The organism is Paenibacillus sp. 1-18 (genome assembly GCF_000520755.1).
Lineage (GTDB): Bacteria > Bacillota > Bacilli > Paenibacillales > Paenibacillaceae > Paenibacillus > Paenibacillus brasilensis.
The window spans coordinates 1-5,965 of sequence record NZ_ASSB01000351.1; the positions used below are offsets into that span (position 1 = coordinate 1).

The following is a 5,965-nucleotide window of genomic DNA, read 5'->3' on the forward strand; positions in this document are numbered from 1 at the left end:
GGGTGCGACTACGGATACGGGTAAGGACACGATGGTCAGCAAGGAAACGCAAGAGCTGGTACGGCGCTTTGTCCGTCCGTTCGATCTGCAAGCTGCACCGCTGCTGCGGGTAGGCTTGGTGGACCTGGGCGTACAAGGAGTAGAGCAAGAACCACGGCATTTGCTCATGCTCGACATGCATCATATCGTCTCGGATGGTGTGTCCATGGGGGTACTGACCGATGAATTTGTTCGCTTATATGACGGTGAAGAGCTATCGCCATTGCGGATTCAGTACAAGGATTACGCGGTATGGCAGCAAGGCGAAGCCCATCAGGAGTGGATGCAGCGTCAGGAAGCGTACTGGCTCGACACCTTCCGGGGTGAACTGCCTGTACTGGATCTTCCTACAGACTTTGCCCGTCCAGCGGTACGAAGTACGGCAGGGGATACGGTCGTGTTCGGATTGGAGCGTGAAGTTAGCGAACGCCTGAAAGAACTGGCGGCGCACACAGGCTCTACCCTGTATATGGTGCTGCTGGCGGCGTACACCGCACTCTTGCACCAATACAGCGGACAAGAGGACATTGTAGTCGGCACGCCGATTGCAGGACGACCACATGCAGATCTGGAGCCGATCCTCGGAATGTTCGTCGGCACGTTGGCATTGCGAAACTATCCGACGGCAGAGCATACCTTCCGCAGCTACGTGGAAGAAGTAAAAGTTCGTGCCCTGCAAGCCTACGAACATCAGGACTATCCATTTGAGGAACTGGTGGAAAAGCTGAATGTGAAGCGGGATATGAGCCGTCATCCGCTGTTCGATACGATGTTTACGCTGCAAACCACCGAGGAAGGCGAACTGCAGCTGGCAGACCTGAGCTTCCGTCCATACGGCTTGGAGCAAACGCCAGCCAAGTTTGATTTGACACTGGAAGCCCGAGAGGAAGAGGCGGACATCCAGTTCGGATTGCAGTATGCGACTGCATTGTACGAACGCGAAACTGTGGAACGGATGACACGCCACTTCATTCGCTTGGCCGAAGCCGTGGCAGTGAACCCGGATGTGAAGCTGGGAGAAATCGAACTGATTACGGCGAAAGAAAGCGAACAGATTCTGAGTGTGTTCAACGATCCGCAGGCACATAGTATGCATGGAGCCGGATATGAACAGGAACAAGGTCGTTCGCTGAGCGAACGGTTCGAAAATCAGGCGAAGCGCAGTCCTGAGCGGATAGCGGTGGTATGCGAGGATACGGCCTTGACCTTCGCCGAGCTAAATGAACAGGCGAACCGATTGGCCCGTGTGTTGCAGGCGGAAGGAGTCGAAGCCGATCAGCCGGTAGGTATTTTGCTGGAACGTTCTGCAGATATCCTGGTGAGCATTCTGGGGGTACTTAAGGCCGGAGGCGCGTATGTGCCGATGGATACCATGTATCCACAGGAACGGATTGACTACATGCTCCAAGACAGCGGAGCAACGGTCGTGATTACAAGTAAAGTAGCCAATCTCTCGCTCAGCTTGCCATCCACAGTACGGACCGTAGTCCTTGATGAGGAGGACATTCAGGCTCAGCTGAACGCACAGGATTCAAGTAACCTGATCCCTGTCTCCGGCCCGCATAACCTGGCCTATATGATTTACACGTCAGGCACAACCGGCCAGCCGAAAGGGGTCATGATCGAGCAGGGCAGTGTCAGCAATCTGGTGGATGCTTTATTCGAGCGGGTATACAGCCGGTATGAGCAGCCGCTTCACGTTGCATGGCTGTCGGCGTTTGTATTTGATGCTTCGGTAAAACAAATCTTTGCCAGCTTGCTGTTAGGCCACACCCTGCATGTGGTATCCCGTGACGTCAGCCTGAGCGGGGAACATTTGATCGCCTACTACCGCACGCACCGGATCGACCTGTCGGACGGCACACCTGCGCATTTGCATATTTTGAACGAAAGCGTCAGCGTGACGGATGCGCCGGGAGTGAAGCACTATTTGATCGGTGGCGAAGCGTTGCCTGTACAACTGGTAAACGTGTTCCTGCACAAGTGGTCCGGGTACCGCCCGGTCATTACCAACGTGTATGGTCCAACCGAAACGACGGTAGATGCGACCGCTTATACGATTGAAGATGTGGAAGCTCTCAACGTACTGCTGGAAAAAGGGGAGCACACAGTATCCATCGGAACGCCGATAGCGAACCAGTCTGTGTACATCTTGAACACAAGACAACAGCTGGTGCCGATTGGTATCGCGGGTGAGCTCTATATCGGGGGAGCAGGTGTAGGCCGAGGATACCTGAACCTGCCTGAGCTGACGGCAGAAAAGTTCATCCCGAATCCGTTTGCCTCAGCCGTAGTGGAAGCTGAACAGGCTCCAGATGCTCACAACACTCACAGCAACCGAATGTACCGGACAGGCGACCTGGCACGGTGGTTGCCGGATGGCAGTATCGAGTATTTGGGCCGGATCGACCACCAGGTGAAAATCCGCGGGTATCGAATCGAGCTGGGCGAGGTGGAAGCACAGCTGCTGACCGTGGACGGCATTCAGAAAGCTGTGGTCACGGCATGGGAAAACGAAGACGGACATAAGGACCTGTGTGCCTACATCGTAGCCACAGCATCGCTGAGTCTGCCGGAGCTGCGCACCGCGCTGCAGCCGAAGCTGCCGGATTACATGATCCCGACGTATGTCGTACAACTGGATCGTTTCCAACTGACCCCGAGCGGGAAAATCGACCGCAAGGCTTTGCCTGCGCCGGAAGCACGCCTCGAAGGAGGTCTGGAGTATGTTGCGCCGCGGACGCCGCTGGAAGCCAAGCTAGCCCAAATCTGGCAGGATGTATTGAAGCTGTCCAGCGTAGGAGTTACCGACTCATTCTTCGATATTGGTGGACACTCCTTGCGGGCGACGACGCTTGTAGCCAAAATCCATCAGGAGCTTGACAGCCGAATTACACTGCGTGAGGTGTTCCAGCACTTTACGATTGAGCAGCAAGCCCGGCTCATAGCTACGCACGGCACAGACACTTATAAGGTGATCCCTGCGGCGGCGAAACAGGCGTACTATCCGGTTTCCTCGGCTCAAAAACGACTTTACATCTTGAGCCATCTGGAAGGTGGGGATGTCAGCTACAACATGCCGGGTGTGTTGACGGTGGAAGGACCGCTCCAGGCAGATCGACTGGAGGATGCGTTCCGTCAGTTAATGGCCCGCCATGAAACGTTGCGGACTTCCTTTGAAATGGTGGAAGGCGCGGTCGTTCAGCGGGTTTACGATCAGGTTGAGTTTGCGGTAGAGCGTCTGCAGGTCAGTGAGTCTGAAGCCGAAGCGTATATCGAGTCATTTGTTCGCAGCTTTGATCTTGGACAGGCACCGCTGTTGCGCGTCCGTCTTATTCAAACCGGACCAGAGCGCCACCTTTTAATGTACGACATGCACCATATTATTTCGGATGGTGTATCGTCTAACAATATCGTGCAGGAGCTGGTACAGCTGTACGAGGGACAGGAATTGGAGCCGTTGCAAATCCAGTACAAGGACTATGCCGTGTGGCAGCAGCAGGAAATGCAGCGTGAGTCCTATCAACGCCGGGAACACTTCTGGCTGGAGCATTTGGCCGGAGAATTACCGGTACTGGATCTGCCGATTGCTTATCCAAGACCTGCTGTTCGCAGCTTTGAGGGTGCGCTGTATGAATTTACAGTTGACCCGAATGTATCCGAGCAACTGCACCGAATTGTGGCACAGACCGGAAGTACGCTGTACATGGTACTTTTGAGCGCCTACACCGTTCTGCTGTCCAAATACAGCGGTCAGGACGATTTGATTATTGGTACTCCGGTAGCAGGCCGCATGTTGCCTGAGCTGGAGCCACTGATCGGGATGTTCGTCAATACGCTTGCCATCCGGCATCAGCCGAAGGGCAACCAAACATTCCACAGCTACTTGCTGGAAACCAGAGATCGTACGCTGCAAGCCTTTGAGCATCAGGATTATCCACTTGAAGAGCTGGTGGAAAAGCTCGATGTAGCACGGGATGCAAGCCGTAATCCGTTGTTTGACACCATGTTTGTACTGCAAAATACGGAGTCGCAGGAAGCGAAGCTTGAGACCCTGTCCTTCAGTCCTTATGTTCAGGAGCACAGCATTTCCAAATTTGATTTGACCTTGTCGATGAGTGATGAAGACGGGGCAATCAAAGGTTCCTTTGAATATTGCACGAAGCTGTTTGCGGCAGACGCGATTGAACGATTAACCGGAGATTTTATGGCGATTCTGTCACAGGTTGGGGCCGATCCGGATTTGCTGTTAAGCGATATTCAGGTGACCTCCGACGAAAAGCCGGAAGGCTTCTCACCGGATTCCATCGACTTTGTTTTCTAAATCAGTTTTCTAAAAAATGCAATGATTCACTTTGCGGGTGCAGAGGGCGGCGGCTTGTCCGACTGCCCTTGCCTGCAAAGTATATTTTTTTCAGCACAACGCTCATCCACATACAACGCACCATTCCAACCGGGGCATAGACCCCATGAAGCAGGAGGGATGTCATTGAAAGCTTTATTTGAGAAGGAAAAAACTTACTGGAGCCATAAGCTGGAATCTGAGGATCATATCATCTGCCTGCCATACACCAATCATGTATCCAGGGATACAGCTGCAACGAGTTCAAATTTCCATACGTTTACGTGCACATTTTCAACTGAAATTTCAGGGCGAATATCGTCTATAACAGGTGGCGCTCCATGGGCAGTGTTTATGGTTCTGCTTGCTGGAGTAGAGAGCCTATTACATAAATACACAGGTGAGGAACGTGTGCTGCTGGGCATTCCGGTAGCCAAGTCTGGCAGCGGTGCTACAAAGCCGATCAACCACCTGCTCTTATTGAAAAACGCGCTGGACTCCACCACAACCTTCAAAGCCTTGCTGTCTCAAATCAAAACCTCTGTCAGCGAAGCTATTGAGCATCAAAATATTCCTTTTTGGAACTATTCGGAATTACTTGAAATTCCACGTAACGAGGATGAAAAGCCTCTTATTCACACCACGGCATCCTTGCAAAATATCCATATTCCTGATTTTTTGAATCACGTACACTCAGAGCTGGATTTTCAATTTCAATGGGAAAATGCAGCCGTTTCCCTGAACGTGAATTACAGTAGCGACCGTTATAACGAGACGACAATTGAACGCTTTGTTGAGCAGCTGTTACGGTTGTACAGCGTTGTTTTGCATCAGCCGGAGCTGGAAATTTTCACAGCCCAAGTGCTGTCAGAGCAAGAAGTGGAGCAACTGGTTCATACCTTCAACGATACTGCTGTGGATTATCCGCGTCATGCGTCCATACATGAATTGTTCGAGGAACAGGTGAAGCAAGCACCGCAGCAAGTAGCGGTTGTGTTTGGAAAAGACAGCCTGACCTATGGAGAATTGAATAAAAAGGCCAACCGTCTGGCTCATACATTGCGTAAGCAAGGGATCTGCACTGAGCAGACTGTCGGTATTGTGGCTGAACGCTCGATGGAGATGATCGTCGGTATGCTCGCCATTCTCAAAGCAGGCGGAGCTTATGTGCCGATTGACTCCGATTACCCGGATGAGCGCGTGCGCTATTTGCTGGAGGATTCCGGCGCAAGCGTACTGCTGGTACAGCGAATGGAGCATAGACCCGCTGATTTTACAGGGACTGTCCTCGACCTGAGCGATTCCGCAGTCTATGGAACGGATGATGCTGATCGTTGCAATCCTGTTTGGCCGAATGATCACGGGACGTATACTGGCACGATTGACACGGGATATGTGGATTGCTTAAATCCGCTTTATTCCATTTCCGCCAGTCCTGAGCTTGCTTCTACAACAACTATGCAATCAGAACAAGCAGAACAGATGCAGCAGGCTTACGCAGCTGGAGAACAAACGAAGTCGACCGCTGCTGATCGCTTGGCCTACATTATGTACACTTCGGGAACTACTGGACAGCCCAAAGGG

At 52.4% G+C, this 5,965-nt stretch carries 2 protein-coding genes; both read left to right on the forward strand.

Features of this window, described 5'->3' with window-relative positions; all coding sequences use genetic code 11:
• A partial coding sequence (locus L693_RS0123310) for a non-ribosomal peptide synthetase (RefSeq protein ID WP_025720401.1) occupies nucleotides 1-4,363 on the forward strand: 4,363 nt, incomplete at its 5' end.
• A 165-nt stretch (nucleotides 4,364-4,528) separates the two neighbouring features.
• Nucleotides 4,529-5,965 (forward strand): AMP-binding protein (locus L693_RS0123315; RefSeq protein WP_025720403.1); only part of this gene is annotated, 1,437 nt, incomplete at its 3' end.